This window comes from Hyalangium sp. (assembly GCF_035629615.1).
Taxonomy (GTDB): domain Bacteria; phylum Myxococcota; class Myxococcia; order Myxococcales; family Myxococcaceae; genus Hyalangium.
In genome coordinates, this window is sequence record NZ_DASPHO010000329.1 from 1 (window position 1) to 23,312 (window position 23,312).

Below are 23,312 nucleotides of genomic sequence, written 5' to 3' on the forward strand. Positions count from 1 at the left end.
TCTACATCGCCCAGCCGCCGCTCTACAAAGTGACGCGCAACAAGAAGGACATGTACGTCAAGGACGAGCGCGCGCTGAACGAGTACCTGCTGAAGATCGCCTCGGAGCACTCGCGGGTGGCGACGCCGGCCGGGGAGCTGGGCGGCAGCGAGCTGAAGGCGATGCTGGAGAAGGTCATCTCCTACGAGGAGCGGCTGGGGAAGCAGGCCAAGCGGCGGGATCCGCGGGTGGTGGACGCGCTGGTGCAGGCGGGGCGGGTGACGGCGGAGATGCTGTCGGACGAGGTGGCGTTGGCGGCGGAGGTGGAGCGGATGTACAGCTACTTCCGCATTCGGATGCCGGACGTGCTGGGCCGGGTGAAGCACGAGCGCCGGGATGATCCGGAGCACCACACGAAGAAGCTGGTGTTCCACACAGAGGTCAACGGGAGCATGCGGGAGGCGGTGCTGGACCACGCATTCCTGCAGTCCCCGGAGTACCTGGAGCTGGTAGGGCTGCGGGAGGCGTTCCAGTCGCTGGGGCGGCCGCCGTACACGGTGAAGGTGGATGCCGGCGAGGTGACGGCCTACTCCGTCCAGGAGGTGCTGGCGGCGGTGCGCAAGGACGCGCAGAAGGGGCTGGGGCTGCAGCGCTACAAGGGGCTGGGAGAGATGAACCCGGAGCAGCTCTGGGACACGACGATGAACCCGGCCACGCGCACGCTGCTGCAGGTGCAGCTCAAGGACGCGGTGGAGAGCGACGAGATCTTCTCGCTGCTGATGGGCGAGGCGGTGGAGCCGCGGCGCGAGTTCATCGAGCGCAACGCGCTGGACGTGCAGAACCTGGACATCTGAGCCAGGGAACCAGGAGCCCCTCTGAGGCTAGGAGAGGGGTGAGGGGAGGGTCGAAGCTTGATTACCGAGATCGAGGTCAAGAACTTCAAGACCCTCCGGGACGTGAAGATCCCGCTCTCTCCCGGCATCACGGTGATGGTGGGCGCGAACAACAGTGGGAAGTCCAACGCGCTCGCGGTGCTCAAGCTGCTAAGGGAAGCAGAGAGACAAACTCCCAACATGGCGATGGCTGCGTTGGGGGGAGAAGAGTCGATCCTGAGTCGCGATGCGGCGGATGTAATGCGCGTCTCGGCGTCAGTGTTCTTGGAAGGATACACCCTCAAGAGACATCTCACCTGCACTCGTGGCCAAGCCATGGTCAGCGGAGGGGAGTCGCCCGGTGACTTGGCGGCCATGGGGGATCGGCAGTTTCTCGGTCGGCTCAAAGGCGAGCTGGCGCATTTGATCAATGCGATATCCGTCCACGATCTTTCCGTCGCGGCACTACGCGCTCCGGCCATCATCCAACGGGGGGCAGTATTGGGGCCAGATGGTCGGGATGTAGCTGCCGTGCTCGACAACATGGCAGGTGAGGCCCCATCTCTTCGAGATGCCATTGACGAGACCGTTCGAAGGGCAGCGCACGAAGTGAAACGGATCGTCACCCGGCCTGGTCCTCAGCCGGGGACCAAGGTGCTGGGCATCGAGGAAAGGGATGGACGTGTCTATGGAGCTGAAGACATGTCGGATGGCCTGCTGCTCTTCATTGGGTTGGCGGCTGCCGCGCAACTGAAGGCGGACACCCGGGGCGTTCTTGCTATCGAAGAACCTGAGCGTGGCATTCACCCCCGGCGCTTGCGCGATCTTGTGGATCACCTGCTCCTGCTGACGAAGTCTGGGATGCAGGTAGTGCTTACGACTCATTCACCGACGCTGCTCGATGAATTCCGGGACTCGCCTGACAGTGTTCTCATCTTCGACCGGGACGAGCAGGGAACACACGTCACACGGCTCTCGGATCGACCAGACTGGGCCAAGGAACTCAAAGGCGCACCCCTCGGTGAACTCTGGTACTCGGGAGTTCTTGGGGGCGTGCCGGGCCGATGAAGCTCGCCTTCTGCGTCGAGGATGATACCGACGAGGACGTGTTCCGTGTCCTGCTCACGCGGATTCTGGGGACGGAGGTTACTCCGAGCGAGACTGCATACCGTTTCCCTCGCGGGGGATGGACCAATGCTCTCCGACTGGCCCCCTTCATTGCCAAGGACGCGTACAACAAGGGGCTCGATGGGGCGCTCTTCGCAATCGACAACGATGGGGCTGCTTCCACACACTCAACAGCCCACAAGGATGGCACCGAGGGCTGCCCCCTCTGTGAGCTGCGTGCCGCCGCACGGGTTCACGAGCCACTCTCCTGGCCCCGTCATGGGCTGCCTGCACTGCGGTATCTCTTCGCGGTGCCAGTCCAGACGCTTGAGACATGGTTGCTTCTCGCACGTGGGTACGACTTCAAGGGCGAGAGCGAAACGTTAGGGCGTGATGGTTCTGGTCGGGCCAAGCTCAAGCGCCTGCTCTACGGGGTGGAGCACCCCGACAGAGACACCATGCGAAATGCCGCGCTCCCCCTCGCCGAGTCACTCGATGTGAAGGCTCTGGCGAAGGTGAGCCCGAGCTTCGCGGACTTCCTCACCCAGCTTCGATGAGCCGCGCCAGCGCCTCGTCTGCGATGCGTCCTGCCTCCATCAGCGGGTAACCCCGCTCCACGTAGAGATCCCGAATGTTCGCGTCGAATGCGCTCCGCAACCGGTCTGCGGCCAGCCGCGACGCAGTGCTAGCAGTGGTGCGTGTCGCTGCCGTGGCAAACCGCGTTGACTCAGGCCCGCCAACGTCACGGGAGACGCTCACCGCCGCATCCTTCCCGGCCTCGCTCCCGAGCACTCGAGAGAGGTCCTCGACGACCCGGCGCAGGCGCAGGTAGCAACGCTGCACTTCGTCCTCGCGGGAGGCGAGCTGCTGCTTCGTCTGGGCAAGAAAGTGCTCGACGGCCTCCTGGCCTGCTGGCACATCCACCGTCGTCAACGTGCCCAACCTGGCCAGCAGGAACCGGTAGCGCGGCGGTTGGTTGCCCTCGGCGGGAACGAAGGACACCTTCTGCACGCGGTGCCCCGCGGACAGATGCGACTTGAGGAGGCGGAAGAAGGCATCGCCCTCGGTCTCGGTCCGTACCTGTTCGAGGTATTCGGTGAACCCCATTACCAAGAGTATGGCGATCTACCGTCGATACTGCACGAGAGGAAGGGAGTGACAGGGTGGCCCGTGACACGCGCAGGTGCTGGGCGGCAGGTACCTGTTCCGAAATGTCGGGGGTTTTGCGTCCTGAAAAGTCCCGACATTTTCGAACAGGTAGCTACGGAACCAGCCGCCGGCCGGGCTCCCAGGGTTGACGGCGCGGGAGGCTTGGGGCACGTCCGTGTCCCATGTACCTCCCGCGGCTGTTTCAGGAGCAGGACCCCGAGCGCCTCCTCGCCTTCATGAGGCGCCACAGCTTCGCCACGCTCGTCACCATGGAGGACGACGTCCCCTTTGCTACCCACTTGCCGTTTCTTGTCGAGCCCGGCGCGGCAGGCCCGGGCGGGCGGCTGCTCGCCCACATGGCGCGGGCGAACCCTCAGTGGCGTGCTTTCTCCCAGGATCGGGACGTCCTCGTCGTCTTCCAGGGCCCGCACACCTATGTGTCCCCGTCCTGGTACGTCACCGAGCCCAACGTCCCCACGTGGAACTATGCCGTCGTCCACGCCTATGGCCGGCCCCGCGTCATCGAGGAGCCCGAGGAGTGCCTGCGCATCCTCCGGGAGTCCGTCGCCACGTACGAGTCCGGCTTCGAGAAGCCCTGGAGCCTCGAGCAGGTGGGCGACTACGCCCAGCGCCTCCTGCCCGGCATCGCCGCCTTCGAGCTCCGCCTCTCGCGCGTGGAGGGCAAGTTCAAGCTCAACCAGAACCGTGCTCCCGAGGATCGCCGCGCTGTCATGAGCTTGTTGGAGCGCAGCGAGGAGCCCGAGCAACGCGCCGTCGGTGCGCTGATGCGAGAGCGGGATACTTGAGGCAGGGCATACGGATCCCGGCTTGGGACCCGTGAGACGAACGGACAAAACATTGATTCTCCCGGGCATGGTCCGGCGGGCCTCACCAGAGCTACTCAATGCCCCGCTGTCGTCACCCGTCTCGCTTCACTCATTCCCCGGGAGCTGACCCATGAGAAAGCTGAACCCCACCCGCTGGACGCCGCTGCGCACCCTTCGCGCGGCCACCCTGAGCCTCGCCCTCATTGCCGTCGGCTGCGAGGGCGACCGGGGACCCCAAGGCGATCCAGGCACCCCAGGCGAAGCCGGCCCCAAGGGCGACCCCGGCACCTCCGCCACCGTCGACCCCTCGCTCAGCACCGTGGACAAGGCGTTCGTCGGCATCGGTGGCAAGACCGCCATCCAGGGCTTGCAGAACTTCGAGCTCACCACGTCCGGCACGCGCTACGCCGCCGGTGAGGGCTTCCGTCCGGAGGATGCCCCTCTCCTGGGCAGCACCTCTGACGGCACCGTCATCAGCTATGACCTGGCGGGCGACAAGCTGGCCATCCATCACAAGCGCGCCCTTCGGATCTTCGGGTTCAACGTCCCGCAGGACTACAAGGAGATCATCAACGGCAACCTGGGCTTCCTGGAGGGCACCGAGAGCCTCTTCGGTATCCCCGGTGGTCCCCTGCTCTCGGATCGCACGGCCTCCATCCGCCGGCAGCAGCGGTTGCTCAACCCGCACCTCATCCTCAAGGAACTCGCCGCCACTCCGAGCCGTGCCACGGACGGCGGCGCGGCGCTGCTCGATGGCAGCCTCCACAACCTGCTGGTGGTGACCGACTCCGTCCACCCCATCACCCTCTATGTGAATGCGAAGACGGGGAAGATCTCCAAGCTCGTCACCTTGGAGAACGAGCCGCTGCACCGCGACGTGCCCCTCGAGATCTTCTACGAGGGCTGGGAGGCGACGCCGAGCGGGCTGCTCTTCCCCAAGCACGTCTACATCGGCCTCGATGGGCATCTGCTCGCCGCTGAGACGCGCAAGACGGTGACGGTCAACGGAACCCTGGCGGCCTCGCTCTTCCAGTTCCCGGCCGGCAGCCCCACGCCTACCTATAACGCCGAGGAGGCGGCGCGCGGCGAGGCCAACCACTCGGCCCAGCAGATGTTCGCCTCCTTCGGCATCCCGATGGACGGCCAGGATCTCACCGTGACGGCGACGCAGCTGGCCCCCGGCGTGCACTACATCCGAGGCCTCTCCCACAACACGATCGTCGTCGAGCAGGCCAACGGCATCGTCGTCCTCGAGGCGCCGCTCTACCCGGAGCGCGGTGATGCCATCATCACCTGGATCAAGGCGCAGTTCCCCGGCAAGCCCATCACCCACGTGCTGGCCACCCATCACCACAGCGACCACGCGGGCGGCCTGCGCTCCTTCGTCCCGGAAGGCACCAAGGTGGTGGTGCACGAGTCCAGCGCCAGCTTCTACCAGGAGCTCTTCCGCGCGCCGTCCACCGTCCGGCCGGACTCCCTGGCGCGCAATCCCGCCGTGCCCAGCCTGGTCACGGTGCCCGTCGGCGGCTCGATCCGCCTCGACGACGCCGCGCACCCGGTCGTCGCGTACCACCTCCCCAACACCCACGCCGCGGACATGCTGCTGTTCTACCTGCCCAGCGAGAAGATCGCCTTCGCCTCGGATCTCTTCAACCCGGGCCAGGGCGGCTTCGGCAACGGCCCCAGGGAGCTCTACACGGCCATCACGACGACCTACAGCCTGGACGTCACCACCGTGACGGGTGGTCACGGCAACACGAGCACCCTGGCCGACCTGCAGCAGGCCGCCGGCCTGTAGGGCTCACTCGCTGAGCTGAGGAGCGCAGGTGCCCACATCGGCTCCTTCGCGCTGATCAAGCAAGAGCGATGACGGCCCCGGACGCTGGGAGAGACCTCCCGGTGATCCGGGGCCGGTTCGTCTCATGTGGGAGGCACGTGGTAGCCTGCGGCTCACCATGCAGCGCTCACAACCCACCGGTATGGATGTGCTGGCGGACGTGCTCACCTCCACCCGTATCGGAGGCACGGTCTTCGCCCGATCTGAGCTGCCGGCTCCCTGGGGCATGCTCTTCGAGCCCGCCCCTCGCGCCGGGCTCCACATTGTCGCGCGGGGCTCGTGCTGGCTGCGCATGCGAGGCCGCAATGAGCCCGTGCACCTCGCGCAAGGCGACGTCGTCCTGCTGCCGCACGGCGCGGGGCACAGCCTGATCAGCGCCCCCAACGTCCAGCCTCTGCCTTTCCCGAAGCTGCTCGCGCGCTGCCAGGTCTCCCAAGGCCCTCACGGCATGAACATGAGCCTGGAGGGGAAGGGGCCCTCCACCCTGCTGCTGTGCGGCGCCTACCGCTTCGAGCACGACGGCGTCCACCCGCTGCTGTCGCTGCTGCCGCCCCTCATCCACCTCCGCGCGGACTCGGGGGTCATGTCCGGGCCGGTGGAGGCGGTGCTCCGACTGCTGGTGGCCGAGTACACCCAGCCAGGTCCCGGCACCGTCACCGTCACCGCGCGCCTGGTGGACGTGCTCTTCATCCACATCATCCGAGGCTGGCTCGAGCACCAGCCCGATGGCAGCGCCGGGTGGCTCGGGGCCGTGAGGGATCCACAGGTGGGCCGCGCGCTCGCGCTGATGCACGAAGAGCCCCGGCGGGACTGGACGGTGGAGTCGCTCGCGGCCGAGGTAGCCTGCTCGCGTGCCACCTTTGCGCGGCGCTTCCGGGAGCTGGTGGGTGAGCCGCCGCTCGTCTACCTCACTCGCCTGCGCATGGACTTGGCCGCGCGCATGCTGCGCGACAGTGAGCAGCCCCTGGCCGCCATTGCCGAGCGCGTGGGCTATGCCTCAGAGTTCGCCTTCAACCGCACCTTCCACCGCGTGCGCGGCGTGCCACCAGGGCGCTACCGCGAGCAGGCTCGCGAAGCGCTGGTGGCATCCGCCAACGCTGGAGGGATGGTGCCGCTGCCCGCTCCGGCTTCGCGCATGGTGGTTCCGCCTGCGGTGGCTCAAGGCGTGGGGCGAGCTCGGCGAGGGCTCGGGGAGCGCGGGAGGGCCGCGCGCAGCGCTCCTCGTGCGGAGTGAGAGGGAGACCCGGCGCGCCTGTTACTATCGCGCGCGATGCCATGAAGACCTCCTCTCTGCCCAGATGCGCAGCCTTTGTCCTCCTTGCCCTCTGCCTGTCCGGTGCTGACTGTGGAGGGGAGTTGCCGGCCGAGCCCGACGTCGTGGACCCTGTCGGCGAAGCCGAGTGCTCGAACTACCAGGAGAGCAGCTACGCGAAGGCCACCGGGCGTTTTGAGGTCACGGTCAACGGCCGCACCCTGGGGCCGTGGAGGCTCGCCGTCTCCTCCGTGCCCCAGGTGAATGGTGTTCACGACATCTGGTTCTCCGCCTGCGTGCTGGCGGGGGGCGGCATCGAGACCTGGCGGTACTCCTCCATTGCCTTCCTCCAAGGGCCCGTGAGCGGGACGCCCGTGAAGCTCCCGGTTCCTCAGAGCCGTGCCCCCGGGTTCACAGGAGGGTTGCTCGACATCCTGGGCAACCGCGAGCACCACTTCTTCCAGCAGGGCGCGGGTGAGCTCGAGGTGCTGGAGTTCGACCCGGTAGCCCGCCGCTTTGTCGCCCACGGCGAGATGTACCCCGAGCAGGGCGGCACCGTGACGCTCTCGTGGGATGTGACGTGGTAGGCCCGGGCGCTCCTACTTCACGCCAGCGGCTCGGCGCAGCAGCGCTCCCGGAGCCGGCTCAGGGGCTTGCGGGCCGTGAGCGTCACCGCGCCCAGGTCCGCCGCGGCGCGGAGTAAGGGAAGTGGGACCCGATGCTCAGATATCCTGCGGATCGTCGGACGCTGCTGTGGTGCCTGGCCATGCCAGCAGTCGCCCTGGCGATGTACCGCGCTCCGGGGCTCATCCCCTTCCTGTGCCCGGTGGCGTGCTACCTGGCGCTGGCGGCCGGGCTCATCGCCCACCACCACCACCACTGCCCCACCTTCCAGCACCGCGGGCTCAACGCTGCGCTGTCGCTCTGGCTGTCCTTCTTCCAGGGCTACCCGGCATCCTCTTGGATCCCCATCCACAACCTCAATCATCACCGGTTCGTGAACCGGGAGGGGGATGTGACCAACACCTGGCGCTACAGCCGCCGGCACACATGGTGGACAGCCTCCACGGCCCTCTTCACCTTCCAGCTGGTCGAGCCTACCCAGGCCTTCGTCCGGGAGGCCCGCGAGAGCCAACCCGCGCTCTACCGGCAGCTCATGGCCCAGTACGGCGTGTGGCTCGGCACGAACCTGCTGCTGCTCGGAGGAGCCGTGGCACTCTACGGGCCGTGGGAGGGCGCGAGGGTGTGGCTCCTGGCCTCCGTGCTCCCAGCGCTCTTTGCGCAGTGGACCCTGGCGTTCTTCAGCTACATCCAGCACGTCCATGCGGACGCCTGGAGCGAGCACGATCACAGCCGCAACTTCACAGGGAAGCTCTTCAACTTCCTGATCTTCAACACGGGCTATCACACCGTTCATCACGCCCAGCCCGGGGCGCACTGGAGCACGCTCCCTGCGGCCCACGCCCGCATCGAGCGCCACGTCCACCCGGACCTCAACGTGGGCAACTTCCTCTCCTGGTGCTTCCGCTCGTACGTGCTGGCGCTCGTCTCCTCGCGCTTCGGGACCCGGCAGCTCGGCCGCGACCCCTGGGATCCGCCTCAGCACCCGCACGCACCTACCTGAGCCCACTGCGCGATCCTTGGCGCATGTCAGACCCGGCCGTTAGCGTGGGACTCGCAAGGCTGTTGCGTGTCCCGGTCTCCAACCCCTCCGTGCCGGGTCGCGGGCCGCACCCGGGGCTCTCCACCTGGGTGCGGCTTTTTTTTGCCCTGAAAAGACCCGTGGGCCCGGTGCCCACCTCGGCTCCGCGCCCACGTGCCTTTCCCGTCCTTGTCGAGCAAACCGAGGGAGCTCCCTCGGGGCCTTTACGGAAGGAACCTGGTGGCCAGCACCCTCTGCCGGCGTGAGCCAATCATACCCAGGGTATGCATCGCGTCCAAGGCTGGGAGCACTTGATCTGAAATCCATCCCGCCGCTGGAAGCGCATGGCCGGGCTCCGAGGGAAGCCTCCGGGGCTCGATCGGCCGCACGCCTGAGCCGACGCTAGCGCTCGAAGCCGGTGTTGCGGATGTACTCCTCGCGCTCCTTGCGCGTCATGTTCGTCACATCCACCAGATCCACCTCGAGCGCACCCTCATTGTCGGTGAGCCGCGTGTCGGGGAAGGTGCAGCGCAGCGTCTCCAGGTCCTTGAGCTGGTAGCGCTTGCCCGTCTCCAGGATGCGGTAGGAGGGGCGGGACGAGGGGTCGTCGTCGTGCTCCATGCACAGCGCGCGGCGGGCGCGCCCCTTGGGGTCCTTGCGCAGCTCGGCGAAGGCATCGCGCACGGTGAAGAGGTAGGTGGACTTCGGGTTGAGGCCGTGCAGCCACACCTGGTGGTTGGGCTTGAGCCAGAGCGCGTGCTTCTGCGGGTCGAAGGTGAGGTAGCGCGGCGGCTTCCACTTGGACTCGCTGAACTGGATGCGGATGGAGCCGCGGTTGTCGCTCAGCGGGGTCTCGTCGATGGCGAAGACGTGCATCTTCCGGGCGCCCTTGATGACGCGGGGCGCGCTGCTGATCAGGCCGAAGGAGTCGTCCACGGCCATGTCCCCCTCCAGGAAGTAGGCCAGCGTGCTGGAGCTGGCGCCATCCTCCGTGTACGCCGCGCCGCCCTCGGTGCGCACGGAGTAGGAGACTCCCGGGCTCAGGTCGATGCTGGCCGACTCGTACTCAGAGATGGGGAAGGCGTTGTACGCGGGGCGCAGCACCAGCAGCCGTGCGGGGTACATCACCTCGTGGAAGTCGATCTTCGAGTCATCGGTGGCCGTGCCGCTCTCCGGGCCCGCGTCGGCGGCGCTCGTGCCCGGGTTCGCGGCGATGACGGGCGGGGTGGGAGGCGGAGGTGGCGGCGCCTCCACCTCGCGCTTCAGGTCCGCGTGGAGCGGTGGGTCATTGCGGCCGTCGGGGGTGAAGCGCTTCGTCCACGCCAGGTAGTTGGGCAGGGTGAGGACCAGGGTGTTGGCCTCGTTGATGACGAAGCCGTCCACGAATAACGGTGTCTTGCCGCGGACCTCCCGGTTGTTGAGCTTCACCATGGCGCCAGGAGGCGTGGAGGTGACCCAGATCGTCGTCGAGGGGATGACCGCTTCGGGCGGCTTGGGGCGCAGCACCGCGAAGAGGACCAGCACGGCGACCACCCCGAAGATGCCCAGGCTGATGTTGCGCACCAGCTTCTGCGTCTTCGCCGTTCGCGCCGCCGCCTCCTTGGCCTGGGAGGCGCGGAAGGCAGCCACCGGGTCGGAGTTCCGTTGGGGGGCGACCGCGGTGGCAGGGGCCTGGAGGCGGGTGCGCTGAGGGGCCTCCGTGGGCCCGCTCTGCTCGGTGTTGTCCTCGAGCAGCATGTCCCTCGGCACGGCGAGCGAGGGGATGCCCTGGGCCGGCGTATCGTCTTCCGGCACGGTGCGCGGGGGCGCATCCGGCACGGGGGGGGCGGGGCGCTCGCCCGTGACGGCCCGGCGGATGCCCGAGGTCGGAGTGCCTGGGCTGGTGGAGCGCCTGGGGCCTCCCGTGCTGGGGACTCTGCGCATGCCCGTGGTCGTCACTCGGACTCCGCCCGAGCCAGCCGGACGCGCGCCTCCATCGCTGGGGGGCTTGGTGCCTCCGGCGCTGATCGGGCGCTGACCCGAGCCACGCCCCGGGTTGGAAGGCCGGTTGCCGTTGCCGGGCGTGCGAGGCCCCGCGGCCGAGGGCGTCCGGGCGCGGCCCGGGGAAGAGGTGGGCCCCGGGTTCTGCCACGCGGAGAGCTGGTCGGCGAAGGTGGGCGGCAGCTCCACCTTGCGGCCCTCGGCGGTCAGCTCCTCGGTGAACAGGTGCGCCACCAGCTGCGACAGCATCGAGGGCGTGAAGCGCGGGTTGTCCCGGTAGAGCAGCTCCACCAGCGCCTCGCTGAGCGCCTTGGCTGTCTGGAAGCGGTCCTCCCGGCGCAGCGCCAGGGCGCCGGAGATGATGTCCTCCAGCTCCGGGCTGACGGCGGGGTTGATCTGGGAGGGAGGGGTGTAGTCGCCCGCGAGGATGCGCGGCAGCACGGCGACGAACTCACCCTCGTAGGGGCGCTTGCCGCACACGGCCTCGTAGAGCACCACGCCCGCGGCGTACACGTCCGTGCGCGAGTCCAGGTCCTGCCGCCCCTGGGCCTGCTCGGGGGAGAAGTACGGGTACTTGCCCTTCACCACGCCCGGCGACGTCTTCTGCTCCACCATGCTGGTGGCCTTGGCGATGCCGAAGTCGATGACCTTGACCTCGCCCTCATAGGAGATGAGGACGTTGTCCGGAGAGACATCGCGGTGGACCAGGCCCATCGCGTGCCCATCGTCGCCCACGTAGCGGTGGGCGTAGTCCAACCCGTCACACAGCTTGCTGATGATGTGCAGCGTCAGGGGGATGGGGAAGAAGCCCATGCCCATCTTCGCGGCCTTGCGCAGCACCTTGGACAGCGGCTGGCCGTGGACGAACTCCAGGGCGATGAAGTACTGGCCGTCGACCTCGCCGAAGTCGAAGACCTGGGCGATGTTGCCGTGGGTCAGCTGCGCGGCCACCCTCGCCTCGCTGACGAACATCTCGATGAAGTCTTGATCGTCAGCGAAGTGAGGGAGGATCTGCTTGATGACGCAAGGCTTGGTGACTCCCGCTGCGCCCGTCAGTCGCGCGCGGTAAGTCACGGCCATGCCGCCCGCTGCGAGCTTTGACAGCAGGACGTACTTGCCGAATTCCTGTGGGCCGGTTGCCGCCAAGGTGCAGAAGGGGGGGGTGAGGTCGGCGCAGCATAACCTGATTCTGTTTGGAAATCCGGAAGTTGACAGGAGAGGAAGCAAGCAGGAGCCATGGAAAGCCGGTAGGCCGGAGGTAAGCCGGGGCTTGCCGGGCTGTGAGAGGCCCTGGGGGTTGACCTGACCCTGGGTTTGTTCCCTCATTAGGACTCGGACTTTCAGGGGTGGGAGGACACGGCCGGTGCCCCCCAAGAGGACTCGAGGCGAGGCAATGGCACACCCGGTGATCTCCCTGCCACTGCGGCTGGGGTTGGTGCTCATTCTGGCCCTGTGGTCGGCACGGGCGAGCGCGGAAGGGGGGGAGCCAGGGGCTGCTTCTTCAGAGCAAGGCCCGGTGCCGGGCGCTCCGGATGCGCCGAGGGAGGTAGCGGATGTGGCACTGCTCCCCGCGGCCTCCGAGGACCCCATGGGGAGGACTTCGCTCCTAGGAGTGCCGACGCTCGGGCAGCCGCGCCCGTCCTTTCAGGTGCTCCCGGTGGTGGCTTCGGTGGTGCCGGGGCTGCTCTTCCATGGCCTGGGGCCGCTGGCCGCGGGGGATACGCGCACCGCGGGGCGGCTCTTTGCCATGGAGGGCACGGGGCTGGGGCTGCTGTTGCTGGGCGTCGCGCCCATCGGTCTGACGGGGGCTTCCCGGCGCGTCATCGGCCCGCTGTATGCGGTGTCATTGACGGGGGCGAGCCTCTTCATGCTGTCCGCCATGGCCAACATCTACTCCACGGTGTCTCCCGCCTTCACGCCGGGGCTGGCCGCGCCGCGCCTGCCGCCCCTGGAACTGGACTTCGGCTACCAGCACGTGAGCGACCCGAACTTCGACTATCGCCACTTCCTGGCGCTGGGCGCTACCGCCCGGCTGTCCTCGGTGCGGCTCGAGGCCACGGCGCGGCTGTCCTCGAACGACGCCAACATGCGGATCCGGCTGGGCGGTGCGTACCGGCTGATCGGCGAGCCCGAGCTGGCGCGAGGTGGGACGGATGGCACGGCGCTCGATGTCGAGGCCGGTGTGGTCTACCACCGCTTCCCCACGGAGGGCTTCCTGATGGCCAGCGGTGAGGTAGGCCTGAAGGGCCGGTACGCCATGGCACGGCTGAGCCCCAGGCTGGAGGGCTCCTTCGCCGAGGTGGGCGCGGGCCTGGCGCTCCAGGGCTACGGCTACTTCGGCCCCGTCTCCGAGGACGCGCTGCACCAGCAGATCCTCTTCACCATCGCCTATGGGGTGTACCTGGGGCGCGCGGGCCCGCTGCGGGGTGAGGCGCTCCTCTATTACGATCACCGCAAGGATGACTACGCCGGTGGCCTGAAGGCAGGGGCGGGCGTACCCGGGCACTTCGGCCTGCGAGGCCGCGTGCTGCTCAGCGAGCGCTGGGGTGTGTCCGCGGACGTGCAGGCGGGCTCGGCGTACGTGGCGCGGCTGTCGGCGGTGTACACGATGGGAGGTGAGCCGTGAGGCGCCTGGGACTGTTGCTGGCATTGCTGCCGCTGGCCGGATGTGTGCGCCCCGCGGAGGGACGCGCGTTGAAGGATCTGCAGATCGGCCGCGCCGAGGGCGGTGGCCTCTCGGTGGTGGTGGAGGAGGGGCTGGCGGCGGTGCGGGGCCTGGAGACGGGTGCGCTGACGCTGTGGGGCAACGCGCCCGCCTTGCGCATCCGTGCAACGGCCATGGCCGGCGCGCCCGAGTGGTGGACGCTGGTGGTGCGCAACGCCATGCCGGACGCGGTGCTGTCGGCGGAGGCCGGAGGCGAGCCGCTGGAGGTGGAGGAGGGGCCCTCGCTGGTGCCGACGGTGAAGACCTGGCGCGTCCGCCTGCCGCCCAGTGGGGAGGCGCGCCTCACGGTGGCGCCGCCGGACTGGGAGTCGCCGCGGCCGTTCCGCTTTGCCGCGCTCGCGGACGTGCAGGAGGCGCTCCCGCGCGTGGGAGACATCTATGCGCGGATGAACGAGGACCCGTCGCTGCGCTTCATCGTCTTCTCGGGGGACCTGACGGAGTCGGGCAGCCGCGAGCAGCTGGAGGAGTTCCAGGAGCGGCTGAAGGACTCGCGGGTGCCGCTGTATGCCACGCTGGGCAACCACGAGACGTTTACCCTGGACGTGCAGTACCAGGAGCTCGTCGGGCGGGGCAGCCAGCACTTCTCCTACCAGGGGGTGCACTTCTCGCTGCTGGACACGGGCAACGGCACGGTGGATCCGATCGTGGAGGAGCAGCTCGACGGGTGGCTGGAGGAGGGGCGGGACGCGGTCCACGTGGTGGGCATGCACATCGCGCCGCTGGATCCGGTGGGAGTGCGCAACGGCTCGTTCTCCAGCCGCAATGAGGCCGCGGCGCTGGTGGGCAAGCTGTCGCGAGCCGGGGTGGATGTGACGCTCTACGGGCATGTCCACTCGTATTACGCGTACTCGAACGCTGGCATCCCCGCCTACATCTCCGGTGGCGGCGGCGCCATCCCCGAGACCTTCGATGGTGTGGGACGGCACTACCTGGCGGTAGATGTGGATCCGTCCTCGGGGGTGGAGGAGGTGGCGGTGGTGCGCGTGGACTGAGGTGGGAGCCACATGCCGCGCACAGGCCGCTGGAGGAGGGCCGTCGCGGTGTAGAGTGTCGGGCGTGGGCCGGATGTCTGGGGAGGTATCGCACGGATGGACTCAGCGCTGACCCTCCAGGCCCGGCTGAAGCGCTGCCGTCCGGAGCACACGCTGATGGGGTTCTTCTTCCAGGGGGCCTTGGAGCACCTGGAGCGGCTCATTGGTAGTGAGGTGGCCGCGGAGATCCGCTCGCAGGTGCCGTGCACCCAGGACTCGCTCCTGCCGGTGCTCTCCTACCCGGCGGCCGACTACCTGCGGCTGTTGCAGCTGGGTTCCCAGGCCTTGATGGCACGGGGGAGGAGCTTCTCGGTGGCCATGGAGGCGCTGGGGTACGGCGCGGCGGATGGCCTCTTTGCCTTGTCGATGGGGCAGATGGTGCTCTCTGCCGCCAAGCAGGATCCGCACGAGGGCTTCTCCGAAGTACCGGGCGTGGCCCGGATGATCTCCTCCTTTGGCGAGCGCGAGTACCAGCGCGTGGCGGAGAACCACGGCCGGTTCATCTTCCGCGGGGAGCTCTCGGGGCCTTCCTGGATCACGGGGGTGTTCCGAGCGGGCATCGAGCGCATCAAAGGGTGCCAGGCCACCCTCGAGGTGGATCCGGAGGCGTTCGTGCCCTACCTGGACTTCACGGTGGATCTCCGCTGGTGAGCGCGAGCGCGCCGCTGGCCGGGCGTGGCAGGAAGCGCGCCAGGGCCGATTTGTCGGCCTCCTAAACGAGCCTCTTGAAATAGGACTGAACATCTGTGCAGATGGCGGCCCTACCTCGGAGGTCTGCCATGTTCGATCCATCTGGAAGTGATCCCATCTCCCCCGCGTTGCAGGATCTGCTGAAGCTGTTCGCCCAGGAGCTCTCCACGGTGAAGTTCCCGGACCTGGACCGGGCGGTATTGGAGGAGGCGGCAGAGCGGGTGAAGGAGAAGGCGGAGGAGGTGGCGCGGGCGCAGGCGGCGCTGGAGGCAGCACGCCAGGCGCTGTACGAGAGCCAGGAGGCGCTGCTGCAGAGGGGCCAGCGAGCCCTGGCCTACGCGCGCATCTTCGCCGAGGACGACACGGAGCTGAGCGCGAAGCTGGACGGCATCAGCCTGCCGCGGCCGGTGCGCAAGGCTCCGCGGATGGAGGGAGCGACGGCGCTAGAGGCTCCGTCGGTGCAGAGTGAGGAGAGCGCGCCGCGTCGCCGGGGGCGTCCTCCAAAGGCTCGCACGAGCGCGCCGCTGTTCGCGGAAGGGGCCTCTCCCGAGGCCATCGCCGCCGTGGAGGCAGAGTCCGCCAACGGCACGCTGCACACGGCCTGAGCAATCCTCGACAGTGGCTCCCCTCGACACGTTGCCAACGCAAAGGTGCATACACACCGTCACGGCGCCCGGTGCGTCGACCTGGGCGAACAGGAGCCAGATCATGAAGATGCGCTCGTCCACGGAGCCACTGGAGGCTTCGCAGTGGTCCATTGCCTCACCGGGCAACTCCGCCGTCTTCCAGTGGGACTACGACGCAGGCCGCAGCCGGTTGCTCGAGCTCTACGAGAAGGGCAAGACGAAGCAGTGGGACGCAAGCACGCGGCTGGACTGGTCGCTGCAGGTGGATCCGGAGAACCCGCTCGGCTTTCCGGACTTCTACGTGGCGCTCCACGGCTCGGACATCTGGGAGCGGATGGACGCGAAGGCGCGCGGCGAGGTGCGCTTCCACCTGGACAGCTGGCGCTTCTCCCAGTTCCTCCATGGCGAGCAGGGGGCCCTGGTGTGCGCCTCCCGCATCGTCCAGACGGTGCCGGATCTGGACGCCAAGTTCTACGCCGCCACGCAGGTGTTCGACGAGGCACGCCATGTGGAGGTGTTCTCGCGCTACCTCCGCGAGAAGCTGGGGCTGATGTACCCCATCAACCCGCACCTGAAGACACTGCTGGAGCAGGCGCTCGGGGACTCGCGGTGGGACCTGACGTACCTGGCCATGCAGGTGCTCATCGAGGGGCTGGCGCTCTCGGCCTTCGGGTTGATCCGGGACCTGGCCACCGAGCCGCTGGGGCGCTCGCTCACGGCGTACGTGATGCAGGACGAGGCGCGGCACGTGGCCTTCGGGCGGCTGGCGCTCAAGGAGCTGTACCCACGTCTGACGGAGAAGGAGCGGGACGAGCGCGAGCAGTTCGCGGTGGAGGCCTGCTACCTGATGCGGGACCGCTTCCTGGGCCAGGAGGTGTTCGAGAAGCTGGGCCTGGACGTGGCGGCGTGCGCGGAGCACATGCGGACGTCGGAGATCATGCTGCAGTACCAGCAGATGTTGTTCTCTCGCATCGTGCCCACGCTGAAGGACATCGGGCTGTGGGGGCCCCGCCTGCGCGGTGCCTTCGCGGACATGGGAGTGCTGGAGTTCGGCGAGCTGAGCACCGAGGAGCAAGGCCGGGCGGACGAGGACGTGGCGGTGGAGATGGAGCGGCTGCGCGGGGCACGGGATGCCTACGTGGCGAGCGTCACTTCAGAGCCTCAGGAAGCGGCGCACTGAATCAGAGGCCATAGGCCTCCAGGAGCCGCAACCACACTTCGCTCATGGTGGGGAAGGACGGCACTGCATGCCAGAGCGTCTCCAAGGGCACCTCGCCTGCAACGGCGATGGTGGCTGCGTGCAAGAGCTCGCCGACCGCCGGTCCCGTGAACGTGGCGCCTACGATGACGCGCCGTGACTCGTCCACAACCAGCTTCGCCGTGCCGCCCAGCCCTGGGCCAAGCAGCGCCGTGCCCGCCACGTCGCCCAGCGCGTACTGCACCACGCGCACGAGCAGTCCCTGCTTGTGCGCCTGGTCCTCGGTCAGCCCCACGGACGCCACTTGCGGGTGCGTGAAGATGACCTGAGGTGTGGCCTTCGCGTCCGCCCACGCCCGTACGTCCTTGCCGGCGATGTGGTCCCCCGCCAGGCGCGCCTGGTACTTGCCCATGTGCGTGAGGAGGTTGCGCCCGTTCACGTCTCCGCACGCGTAGAGCCACCCTCCCTCCACGCCCTTCGCGCGGAGCTGGTCATCCACCTCCACGGGCCGACCGGGTGTCAGCCCCACCGTCTCCAGCCCCACGTCCTCCGTGTTCGCCACGCGGCCCATGGCCACCAACAGCTCGTCCGCGCGGAGCGTGTCTCCCGTGGCGAGCGCCACCGTCACCTCTCCTCGGCCACCGGGCCGCTGGATGCGCGTGGCCTCCGTGCCCAGAAGCACCGAGACGCCGCTCTCGCGCAGCGCCTTCTCCACCTCCACGCTCACGAAGGGCTCGTAGCGTGAGAGCAGCCGTCGGCCACGCTGCACCAGCGTCACCTGTGAACCCAGCGAGCTCCAGGCCTGGGCCAGCTCCACGGCCACTGCGCCTCCGCCGAGCACCACCAGCCGCCGTGGGACTTCCCTCGCGGCTGTACCGCCGCGGTTGTCCCAGGGCCGCGCGTCTCTCAAGCCGGGAACGTCCGGCAGGCGGGGCCGGCTCCCCGTGGCCAGCACCACCGCCTTGCGTGCCGTCAGCTCGCGCGTGCCGCTCCTTGCCTCCACGCGAACCGTGCGTGGCCCGCTCATGCGTCCCTGGCCGCGCACCACGTGGAGGTTCGCGCTCTCGGCCCACTTCGCCTGCGAGTCATCCTTGTAACCACCGACCATGGCGTCCCGGTGCTGGAGCACCTCGCGCGCGTCGAGCGGTCTCTTCCCCGCCTCACGGAGTCCGGGCGTGTGACTGGCGAGCCACTGTGCCTCCGCGGGCCTCAGCAGGGCCTTGCTCGGAATGCAGGCCCAGTAGGAGCACTCTCCACCGAGCAGCTCCTGCTCCACGAGCGCTACCGAGAGACTGGGCTCTCTTGCCGCCGCCGCGCGCGCGGCCGCGTTCTCGCCCGCGGGGCCACCGCCAATGACCACGACATCAAATGCTTCCGCCATGTGCTGTCCCCCCATGCTTCCTCTCTGCGTATGCCGGCGGTGGGGCCGTGCCAAGGTGCGGCGAAGCATCTGAAACACGGAAGACAGAAGCCTCGTTCTGAAGGACAAGGCGCGGAGCCGCGCCGCGCTGAGTCATCCGCCGCCTCCGTCAGAGGCATGTGCGAGGGTTCGTCCTCGGCGTTGACTCGGACAGGGTGCGGTGGCACCTTGTCCCCATTCGGATCGCGCTTCATCCTGCGCGGCGGGAGGTGTGCCATGGGGACTGTGCTGAACGGTGTCTCGGGTCGCTCCCAGCCGACGCTCGCCTGACCGGGCGCGCTCCGCTCCCTCGCTGAAGTCGAGACGAACGGGCCTGCCGCCTTCGGTGCGCGGGCGACGGCACGGAGTTCTGTCGAGCTGACTCGGCCGACGTGTCTCCCGCGTGCTCCGGTTCCCGAGCCGCCGGGGACTCGTGCGGCCTGACGGGAACCGTTCGTCCTCATGACTTCTTCCAAGCATCGCCGTAGCCACACCGAAACCGAGTCCATCCCCGCGCGTCACCTGCGCATCCAGTCCCTGTTGTTCCAGGAGGTGTCCCGACTCTTCCGTGGAGAGCTGTCTGATCCGTTGCTCGAGGGCGTCTCGGTGACGTTGCTCGAGCTCATGCCGGACGGGCGCAACGCCCGTATCGGCTTCACCCTCCCGCCCGAGCTCTCGAACACCGGGCCCGCCCCAGTCGAGGAGGCCCTCAAGCGCGCGAGCGGCTTCATCCGCTCGCAGCTCGCACTCGGGTTGGACCTCAAGCGCGTCCCGCACCTGCGCTTCGTCTACGTGGGCGTGGCGCCGCGCGAGCTCCCAGGCCCCCAGGCCGAGGAGCCCGCCTGGGACGAGGAGCAGGCCTGGAGCGAGGAGCACGAGGAAGGGGGTGAGGCATGATGCCTCGCCTCCTCGAGAGTCCGCCGGAGGCTGTCCCCATCTTCGCCTGGGCCCGCGCAGTGCCGGCGGGCGCGGTGAAGCAGCTCCAGCACATCGCCAGTCAGCCCTACGTCGTCGAGCACGTGGCCGCCATGCCGGATGTCCACGTGGCCGAGGGCGTCGCGGTGGGCACCGTCTTCGCCACCGAGCGCCACATCGTCCCTGGAGCGCTCGGGGGTGATCTCGGGTGCGGGGTGAGCGCCATGCGCTTCGACTACCCCGCCTCCGCGCTCGATCGAGCCACGCTCACGCGCGTCCTCGCCGCGCTCGCACGGGCCGTGCCCGTGGGAGACGCGGTGCACCGAGGGCAAGGGCTGCCACTGCCGCCCGAGCTCGAGGCCGCGCGCCTCTCCACCCACCGCCTCCAGCGCGAGTGGGAGCGGCTGGCGCCCCGGCATCTCGGGACGCTGGGAGGGGGCAACCACTTCCTGGAGCTGGACCGGGACGCGGGGGGAGACCTCTGGTTGCTGCTCCATACCGGTTCACGGGGAGTCGGCGCCGCCATCGCCACCCACCACGTGCGTGTGGCCCAGGCCAGCGGGGAGGGCACGCTGCCTGGCCTGCGCACGGATACGCCCGAGGGCGCCGCCTGCCTCGCGGACACCGAGCTGGCGTGCCGCTTCGCCCACGCCAGTCGAGACGTGCTCATGGCTTGCGCGGGAGAGGTGCTCGCCGAGGCGCTTGGGCGGGAACCGGAGCCAGGGTCACGCGTGGACGTGCACCACAACCACGTCGCTGCCGAGCACCACTTCGGCCGCACGTTGCTCGTCCACCGCAAGGGAGCGATAGGCCTGGCTCCTGGACAGAGAGGCCTCATCCCCGGCAGCATGGGAACGGCCTCGTACCTCGTTGCCGGAAGGGGAGAGCGCCGGGCCTTCTGCTCGTGCTCGCATGGAGCGGGTCGAGTCATGACGCGCAAGGAGGCGCGAGCTCGCATCCGTCCGGCGGCGCTGGAGCAGGCCATGCGCCGCGTGGTGTTCGATTCGGGGCGTGCGGACTCCCTGGTCGAGGAGGCCCCTGCTGCCTACCGTGACATTGCCGAGGTCCTGGAGGATGAGGAGGAGCTCGTGACGCCCTTGCTGCGGCTCACGCCCATCGCGGTACTCAAGGGCTGAAAGGCAGGCTTCCAGTCCCGGAGGGATCTGCGTTACGTTGGCGCACGGCCCAACAAAGGAGTGTCATGTCGCGCTCGGTCTCCCACATCATCACTGCGCACCGTCAGCGTGAAGGCGCTGGCTTCATCGTTCGCCGCCCCTTCCCCACCCACGGGCTGGACATGGTCGACCCGTTTCTCATGCTCGATGAGCTCGGGCCCATCGACTATGCGCCAGGGGAGGCGGTGGGCGCGCCGGATCACCCTCACCGGGGGTTCGAGACCGTCACGTATAACGTCGAAGGCGAGACCGAGCACGAGGACTCGGAGGGGCACCAGGGCTACCTGGGTCCAGGCGACGTGCAGTGGATGACGGCGGGGGCGGGCGTCGTGCACTCGGAGATGCCATCGCGCCGCGTGCAGCAGAAGGGCGGACGGGTCCATGGGTTCCAGCTCTGGGTGAACCTCCCAGCGCGGGACAAGATGATGAAGCCGCGCTATCAGGAGCTCCCTGCGGCACGCATCCCCCTGGTGAAGACGGAGGATGGCAAGGCGCAAGTGCGCCTCATCGCGGGAGAGGCGTTGGGCGCCAAGGCTGTCATCGACACGCGCACGCCCATCCTCTATCAACACTGGACGCTCCAGCCGGGGACTGTCATCGAGCAGCCTGTGCCGGCCGGGTACAACGCTTGCGCCTATGTCTTCATCGGCCAGGCGCTCCTCGGCGCCGATGCGCGGCCGGTGGGGGAGGGGCAGCTCGCCCTCCTGGGACAAGGCGACATGGTGCGGCTGGAGTGTGCTCCGTCCGCCAAGGAGCCGACGCAGTTCCTGTTACTCGGCGGCGTGCCCTTGGGTGAGCCCGTGGCTCGCTACGGCCCCTTCGTAATGAACACGAAGGAGGAGATCATGCAGGCCGTCAGGGACTTCCAGATGGGGCGCATGGGCCAGATCGCTCGCTAGCCCCCAGTACCCGGCGTCACCCGGCGGGCAGCAAGCGACCTGCTGCCCGGCTGCTCCCTCTGGGATGGGGGAGGGGTGTACTCCAATGAACGCCTGGTGTGGGAACGGGGTCAGCTTCTATACCCCCGTCCGTCGCTGATCCTCGCGAGAGAAGTTTCCGCCTTGGCGGGGATGGCCTACAATCCCCTCCCGGACAACGCGAACTTGCTGGGGCGTCGTCTAATGGCAGGACGTCAGACTTTGAATCTGATTATCAAGGTTCGAATCCTTGCGCCCCAGCCACCTCGCTCTCGGGCGGAGTGCCTCCACTGCCCTTGACGTGCACAAAGGACGGTGGTGCGGATGCCGCAGAAGCTCCTCCTTCTCGTCTCCGTGGGCAGTCCGTCCCCCACGCTGCTCAAGGAACTGGAGGAGCCGCTCGCCACGTACATGGGTGTGACAGTCGTAGTGAGCAAGGCGGCGCTGCCGCGTCCTGACTACGCCTTCAACAAGGATCGCGCCCAGTACCACTGCAACGCCATCCTGCGCCGGCTGGTGACGCTGCTGGAGCCTGGCCAGGCCATGGTGATGGGCGTGACGGACGTGGATCTGTTCGTGCCGGACTCGGCCTTCGTGTTCGGTGAGGCGGACCGCGAGTCCCACAGCGCGGTGGTGAGCATCGCGCGACTGCGCGCGGGGGTAGACGCCGATCAGCTCCGGCGGCGCGTGCAGGTGGAGGGCGTGCACCAGGTGGGGCACCTGCTGGGGCTGTCCTACTGCGAGGACCTGCGCTGCGTGATGTTCTTCGCCCAGACGCCCGTGGACACCGACCGCAAGCAGCTCGGGCTCTGCAACCTCTGCCGCAACGAGCTGGCGAAGCTCAACCGGTAGGCTCGTTCCTCCCGTGAATGCCTCAGACGCGTTGACGTCGAAGGGGCATGCCCCCAGAGTGTGGGCGCCTACATAAAGAGCGGAGCAGGGATCCTATGAAGCGCATGTGTCGGATTGTCGGCGCGCTGGTGCTGGTCACGGGCCTCGCGGCGTGTGAGCCCATCGACTTTGATGATGGTGGTGGCGGCGGCGGTGGCGGGAACGTGCAATTCACCAAGGGTTTCGCCTTCGTGCGCGAGGACCGTAACGTCTACGTGGTGGACGATCGCGGCGACCCCAACAGCCCGAAGCGGCTCACGACGGGGGGCGGGGCGGCCTACCCCGCAGTGTCACGCAACGGACGCAGCATCGTCTTCGTGCAGCAGGCGGGCCCTTCCTTCGAGCTGCGCACGGTTCCCACGGATGGCAGCGCCCAGCCCTCCACGGTGCTCACTTCTGGGACGGGGTGCTCGGGCTGCACCAACTTTCGCTACCCCACCTTCAACTCGACGGGCTCCGTCATCGTGTTCACGTTCAACCGCGGCTCCGGCAACTTCGCCCTGGGCAAGGTGAACACGGATGGCAGTGGCTTCCAGGCGCTCACCAATGAGCCCTCGACCTCCTTCGGTGCGCCCTCGTTCTTCCCGGATGGGCAGAGCGTGCTGGCGCCCTCGGGCAGCAGCAGCACCCAGCTCACGCAGCTGTCGCGGGTGAGCCTCTCCGGGACCGTCACGTCCATCACCAACGAGCTGGGCAACGAGGTGCTGTGGGTGGTGAACCGGGCCGTGGTCTCGCCGAACGGGCAGCAAGTGGTGCTGGATGGGCGCCTGTCCTCGGGCGGCTCGCGCATCTTCGTGGGGCCGCTCAGCCCCTTCAGCCCGCCCACGCGGGTGACGGACCACCCGGGTGAGGCAGGCGCTCAGGACACCTTCCCGAACTGGCTGGACACCACCCAGGTGGGCTTCCTCTCCGACGCCGGCGGCGGTCAGAACATCTACCGTGTCACGCTTCCCACCTCGCAGCCGAGCTCGGGCACGCTGCTGATCCCCAGCGCTGGTGAGCCCTCCTACGGGGGGCAGTAGGCTCCGCCGTCGAAGCTCGGGCCAGCCAGGCAGACGAGCGGGCCGCTGGCGCCCGGTGGGAGAAGGCGCGATGCTTCA

At 68.3% G+C, this 23,312-nt stretch carries 20 protein-coding genes, 1 tRNA gene and 1 pseudogene; 19 read left to right on the forward strand and 3 right to left on the reverse strand.

The features are described 5' to 3' along the window. From VD972_RS16490 to VD972_RS16500, 3 genes and pseudogenes are all read left to right on the forward strand, one after another. Positions 1–833, forward strand: a pseudogene (locus tag VD972_RS16490) (DNA gyrase subunit B); the annotation flags it as partial. Between the two features lie 57 nt (positions 834–890). Beyond that, the gene (locus tag VD972_RS16495; RefSeq protein WP_324988057.1) at positions 891–1,919 is read left to right on the forward strand and encodes an AAA family ATPase; all 1,029 of its coding nucleotides are present in this window, start codon (positions 891–893) and stop codon (positions 1,917–1,919) included. Next, complete coding sequence (locus VD972_RS16500) at positions 1,916–2,515, forward strand: hypothetical protein (protein ID WP_324988060.1); 600 nt, start codon at positions 1,916–1,918, stop codon at positions 2,513–2,515. The genes VD972_RS16495 and VD972_RS16500 overlap by 4 nt, the downstream gene beginning before the upstream one ends. On the opposite strand, the gene VD972_RS16505 is transcribed toward VD972_RS16500, so the two are convergent. Then, a complete protein-coding gene (locus VD972_RS16505) occupies positions 2,499–3,065 on the reverse strand; it encodes a hypothetical protein (protein WP_324988063.1) in 567 nt (188 codons plus the stop codon). The genes VD972_RS16500 and VD972_RS16505 overlap by 17 nt on opposite strands. 224 nt (positions 3,066–3,289) lie before the next feature. Here VD972_RS16505 and VD972_RS16510 point away from each other — a divergent pair, with 224 nt between their 5' ends. The 5 genes from VD972_RS16510 (at position 3,290) to VD972_RS16530 (ending at position 8,647) form a co-directional block, all read left to right on the forward strand. Next, positions 3,290–3,913, forward strand: coding sequence for an FMN-binding negative transcriptional regulator (locus VD972_RS16510; RefSeq protein ID WP_324988066.1), 624 nt, complete (start codon positions 3,290–3,292; stop codon positions 3,911–3,913). A 151-nt stretch (positions 3,914–4,064) separates the two neighbouring features. Then, on the forward strand, positions 4,065–5,732 hold the full coding sequence (locus tag VD972_RS16515; RefSeq protein WP_324988068.1) for an MBL fold metallo-hydrolase: 1,668 nt from the start codon (positions 4,065–4,067) through the stop codon (positions 5,730–5,732). Between the two features lie 157 nt (positions 5,733–5,889). Beyond that, positions 5,890–7,005, forward strand: a complete 1,116-nt coding sequence (locus tag VD972_RS16520) for an AraC family transcriptional regulator (RefSeq protein WP_324988071.1) — start codon at positions 5,890–5,892, stop codon at positions 7,003–7,005. A gap of 122 nt (positions 7,006–7,127) precedes the next feature. After that, the gene (locus VD972_RS16525; protein WP_324988073.1) at positions 7,128–7,610 is read left to right on the forward strand and encodes a hypothetical protein; all 483 of its coding nucleotides are present in this window, start codon (positions 7,128–7,130) and stop codon (positions 7,608–7,610) included. Between the two features lie 179 nt (positions 7,611–7,789). Continuing rightward, positions 7,790–8,647, forward strand: a complete 858-nt coding sequence (locus VD972_RS16530) for a fatty acid desaturase (RefSeq protein ID WP_324988076.1) — start codon at positions 7,790–7,792, stop codon at positions 8,645–8,647. Between the two features lie 420 nt (positions 8,648–9,067). Here VD972_RS16530 and VD972_RS16535 read toward each other — a convergent pair whose 3' ends face one another. Continuing rightward, entirely contained in the window at positions 9,068–11,725 is a 2,658-nt protein-coding gene (locus VD972_RS16535) for a protein kinase domain-containing protein (RefSeq protein ID WP_324988079.1), read from the reverse strand. A gap of 313 nt (positions 11,726–12,038) precedes the next feature. Between VD972_RS16535 and VD972_RS16540 the strand changes: the two genes are divergently transcribed. The 5 genes from VD972_RS16540 (at position 12,039) to VD972_RS16560 (ending at position 16,897) form a co-directional block, all read left to right on the forward strand. Then, positions 12,039–13,271, forward strand: coding sequence for a hypothetical protein (locus tag VD972_RS16540; protein ID WP_324988082.1), 1,233 nt, complete (start codon positions 12,039–12,041; stop codon positions 13,269–13,271). Next, positions 13,268–14,362 (forward strand): metallophosphoesterase family protein, encoded by a 1,095-nt coding sequence (locus VD972_RS16545; protein ID WP_324988086.1) that lies wholly within the window; start codon positions 13,268–13,270, stop codon positions 14,360–14,362. The genes VD972_RS16540 and VD972_RS16545 overlap by 4 nt, the downstream gene beginning before the upstream one ends. Positions 14,363–14,458: 96 nt before the next feature. Continuing rightward, entirely contained in the window at positions 14,459–15,052 is a 594-nt protein-coding gene (locus VD972_RS16550; protein WP_324988090.1) for a TIGR02265 family protein, read from the forward strand. A gap of 128 nt (positions 15,053–15,180) precedes the next feature. Next, positions 15,181–15,696 (forward strand): hypothetical protein, encoded by a 516-nt coding sequence (locus VD972_RS16555; protein ID WP_324988093.1) that lies wholly within the window; start codon positions 15,181–15,183, stop codon positions 15,694–15,696. A gap of 103 nt (positions 15,697–15,799) precedes the next feature. Then, entirely contained in the window at positions 15,800–16,897 is a 1,098-nt protein-coding gene (locus tag VD972_RS16560) for a ferritin-like domain-containing protein (RefSeq protein ID WP_324988096.1), read from the forward strand. Position 16,898: 1 nt separating this feature from the next. Here the strand turns inward: VD972_RS16560 and VD972_RS16565 are convergent, their stop codons facing one another. Beyond that, a complete protein-coding gene (locus VD972_RS16565) occupies positions 16,899–18,296 on the reverse strand; it encodes an NAD(P)/FAD-dependent oxidoreductase (protein WP_324988099.1) in 1,398 nt (465 codons plus the stop codon). Between the two features lie 480 nt (positions 18,297–18,776). On the opposite strand from VD972_RS16565, the gene VD972_RS16570 reads away from it, so the two are divergent. From VD972_RS16570 to VD972_RS16595, 6 genes are all read left to right on the forward strand, one after another. Beyond that, positions 18,777–19,211: a ribosome-binding factor A gene (locus VD972_RS16570; RefSeq protein ID WP_324988102.1), complete on the forward strand. Its 435-nt coding sequence runs from the start codon at positions 18,777–18,779 to the stop codon at positions 19,209–19,211. Next, positions 19,208–20,365, forward strand: a complete 1,158-nt coding sequence (locus tag VD972_RS16575; protein WP_324988105.1) for an RtcB family protein — start codon at positions 19,208–19,210, stop codon at positions 20,363–20,365. The genes VD972_RS16570 and VD972_RS16575 overlap by 4 nt, the downstream gene beginning before the upstream one ends. Before the next feature lie 65 nt (positions 20,366–20,430). Then, positions 20,431–21,303: a pirin family protein gene (locus VD972_RS16580; protein WP_324988107.1), complete on the forward strand. Its 873-nt coding sequence runs from the start codon at positions 20,431–20,433 to the stop codon at positions 21,301–21,303. Between the two features lie 208 nt (positions 21,304–21,511). After that, positions 21,512–21,585, forward strand: a tRNA-Gln gene (locus VD972_RS16585). 60 nt (positions 21,586–21,645) lie between these two features. After that, positions 21,646–22,173 (forward strand): non-proteolytic archaemetzincin-like protein, encoded by a 528-nt coding sequence (locus VD972_RS16590; RefSeq protein WP_324988110.1) that lies wholly within the window; start codon positions 21,646–21,648, stop codon positions 22,171–22,173. A 95-nt stretch (positions 22,174–22,268) separates the two neighbouring features. Beyond that, positions 22,269–23,234, forward strand: a complete 966-nt coding sequence (locus VD972_RS16595) for a hypothetical protein (RefSeq protein WP_324988112.1) — start codon at positions 22,269–22,271, stop codon at positions 23,232–23,234. The last annotated feature ends 78 nt before the right edge of the window (positions 23,235–23,312 follow it).

Excerpts from the sequence above, each read along its gene's own strand:
- VD972_RS16500 (WP_324988060.1), top strand. The coding sequence starts at position 1,916 with ATGAAGCTCGCCTTCTGCGTCGAGGATGATACCGACGAGGACGTGTTC.
- VD972_RS16505 (WP_324988063.1), bottom strand. The coding sequence starts at position 3,065 with ATGGGGTTCACCGAATACCTCGAACAGGTACGGACCGAGACCGAGGGC.
- VD972_RS16510 (WP_324988066.1), top strand. The coding sequence starts at position 3,290 with ATGTACCTCCCGCGGCTGTTTCAGGAGCAGGACCCCGAGCGCCTCCTC.
- VD972_RS16515 (WP_324988068.1), top strand. The coding sequence starts at position 4,065 with ATGAGAAAGCTGAACCCCACCCGCTGGACGCCGCTGCGCACCCTTCGC.
- VD972_RS16520 (WP_324988071.1), top strand. The coding sequence starts at position 5,890 with ATGCAGCGCTCACAACCCACCGGTATGGATGTGCTGGCGGACGTGCTC.
- VD972_RS16530 (WP_324988076.1), top strand. The coding sequence starts at position 7,790 with ATGCCAGCAGTCGCCCTGGCGATGTACCGCGCTCCGGGGCTCATCCCC.
- VD972_RS16535 (WP_324988079.1), bottom strand. The coding sequence starts at position 11,725 with ATGGCCGTGACTTACCGCGCGCGACTGACGGGCGCAGCGGGAGTCACC.
- VD972_RS16540 (WP_324988082.1), top strand. The coding sequence starts at position 12,039 with ATGGCACACCCGGTGATCTCCCTGCCACTGCGGCTGGGGTTGGTGCTC.
- VD972_RS16550 (WP_324988090.1), top strand. The coding sequence starts at position 14,459 with ATGGACTCAGCGCTGACCCTCCAGGCCCGGCTGAAGCGCTGCCGTCCG.
- VD972_RS16555 (WP_324988093.1), top strand. The coding sequence starts at position 15,181 with ATGTTCGATCCATCTGGAAGTGATCCCATCTCCCCCGCGTTGCAGGAT.
- VD972_RS16560 (WP_324988096.1), top strand. The coding sequence starts at position 15,800 with ATGAAGATGCGCTCGTCCACGGAGCCACTGGAGGCTTCGCAGTGGTCC.
- VD972_RS16565 (WP_324988099.1), bottom strand. The coding sequence starts at position 18,296 with ATGGCGGAAGCATTTGATGTCGTGGTCATTGGCGGTGGCCCCGCGGGC.
- VD972_RS16570 (WP_324988102.1), top strand. The coding sequence starts at position 18,777 with ATGACTTCTTCCAAGCATCGCCGTAGCCACACCGAAACCGAGTCCATC.
- VD972_RS16575 (WP_324988105.1), top strand. The coding sequence starts at position 19,208 with ATGATGCCTCGCCTCCTCGAGAGTCCGCCGGAGGCTGTCCCCATCTTC.
- VD972_RS16580 (WP_324988107.1), top strand. The coding sequence starts at position 20,431 with ATGTCGCGCTCGGTCTCCCACATCATCACTGCGCACCGTCAGCGTGAA.
- VD972_RS16590 (WP_324988110.1), top strand. The coding sequence starts at position 21,646 with ATGCCGCAGAAGCTCCTCCTTCTCGTCTCCGTGGGCAGTCCGTCCCCC.
- VD972_RS16595 (WP_324988112.1), top strand. The coding sequence starts at position 22,269 with ATGAAGCGCATGTGTCGGATTGTCGGCGCGCTGGTGCTGGTCACGGGC.